At 49.1% G+C, this 1,811-nt stretch carries 2 protein-coding genes; both read right to left on the reverse strand.

Features of this window, described 5'->3' with window-relative positions; all coding sequences use genetic code 11:
- Window positions 1-251, reverse strand: a 251-nt coding sequence (locus AC2VLY_RS09550; RefSeq protein WP_486922166.1) for a hypothetical protein, incomplete at its 3' end; no start/stop codon positions are given.
- 10 nt (window positions 252-261) lie between these two features.
- Window positions 262-1,227, reverse strand: a complete 966-nt coding sequence (locus AC2VLY_RS09555) for a ParM/StbA family protein (protein WP_486922167.1) — start codon at window positions 1,225-1,227, stop codon at window positions 262-264.
- Between the last annotated feature and the right edge of the window lie 584 nt (window positions 1,228-1,811).

The following is a 1,811-nucleotide window of genomic DNA, read 5'->3' on the forward strand; positions in this document are numbered from 1 at the left end:
GACGCTTCAGGAGATGCCCGTTCTGTCGGTTTTTTTACAGAATACGGTAATTCCTGTGTTACTGGTGTTCCTGTTGATCTTGCCTTCACCCAAGGAAAATAAGCATCCACATCGGCAAGCCCGCTATTAACTGCATTAAGGATGGCAAGTTTAACCATCATAGTGCGATATTTGGCCGGTATAGACTCGTACCAGTCTTTAAGATATTGATCATCACGTCCTAGCGAAAAGGTGATTCGATTGCTTTTCAAGGCTACCCCCTTATGCCCGAACATTGCGAATATTCCAGAATCCTTCGCAGATGCGGCGAAAACCCTCAGCTACGGCATATCTTGGATCTTCTACCAGCTCCGCCTGTGGCCAGTATTTTCCCAACCCGTCAAACATCAATTCGGCTCCACCGCCTGCTACCAGGATTTTCTCCAACTTTCGTCCGGAATCCCCGAACTTGCTGGATACGGCATCGAAAATCTCCGATGAAAGTGCCTGCAATGCGATCTTGTTGTACGGCGATGTATCTATCTGTTTTCCGTTATACTGAATCGTTCCTTTCCAGAGCGCGTCATCTGCATCGAGATAGTCCACCTTGTACCCATCTTCCCGCAGTTTCTTGAGGACCATATTGGCCGCGCCGCTCATTCCACGGGAAGAGCCTGCTGCATCTTCAACCCAGCGCCCATCGAGCATGGCCATGGAATCGGTTGTGTACCTGCCGATAGCCACTACACCCAGATTCTTGGTCACGTCTTCTCGCATCATCCCGTTTTCATCCAGGATGTACCGTGAGGAAACCCCGCTGGGTTCCTGATAGACCCGGACTTCGGCATCCGTGCATGTCGACACGATGTTCCGCATTTTCAGGTTTTGTTCCCGAAAAATAGAGGGGGGTAATCCCGTTGCAATGCTGTCGATCTTTCCGGTATCCGCTTTCACCATATTGATGGCACCTTGAACAAGTGCCTGGAACTCCGGCATATCCAGCCACCGGTCATGCAATCCTGCGACCTTGATGGATCCCGACTCGTGTATGGCCGTTTCCCCAATAAAATACGAATTGCCATTTACCGGGACCATTTCCTTGGCCGCCTGCTCTGAAGCGGTACTGTCACTGATGGTCATGGCCGGTATTGCTACAGAGGGGAACATCATCTTTTTGATGGACCCGTCCTTACTGCGCCAAGCGACCTTTACCGCCGAGTGACCCACATCAATCCCTACACAAGTCATACCATCCTCCTGATAAAAACTAATACACTATAAAAAAACATAAGGCGCAACAAGCGCAAAAGCACCGACTAACACCCAGAATCACCAACCGGCACCGACTAACACCCGACAACACTAACAAGCATAAACCAACATCAAATTGCAACAATAGTGGAAACCAAAGCTGCTGCATGTCTCACTGTATCGCACAGAGTGTAACCGGGCAACACCCATTTGCATCGAAACGCACCGCCTTACACTAATATAGTGTAGTTAAATGCACATAACAGCACCGTAAAACACCGACTAACACCCGACAACACCAACAATCACCGAGCAGATGAAATATGTACAACAAAACACAGAAAAAAAACCGCATGACTGCGGCTTTAACCTTAGATTATCATTGCTGCGCCAAGTTCTCGTTTACGGTTCCAAAAAATGCCCGAAAACCAGAAAACCCCCATTTCTGATGAAATCGCCGCCTTCGTGGATCTACCCGAAACAACCACCCGCGCTCCGATTCCAGCCGGAAGCGACCAAAATATGACGCAATATCTCCATACCCAGCTCACACGGACAATCCGCCTGTTAGGTGAGATCGA

The sequence above is a fragment of the Acidithiobacillus sp. TH-A36 genome, from assembly GCF_057473445.1.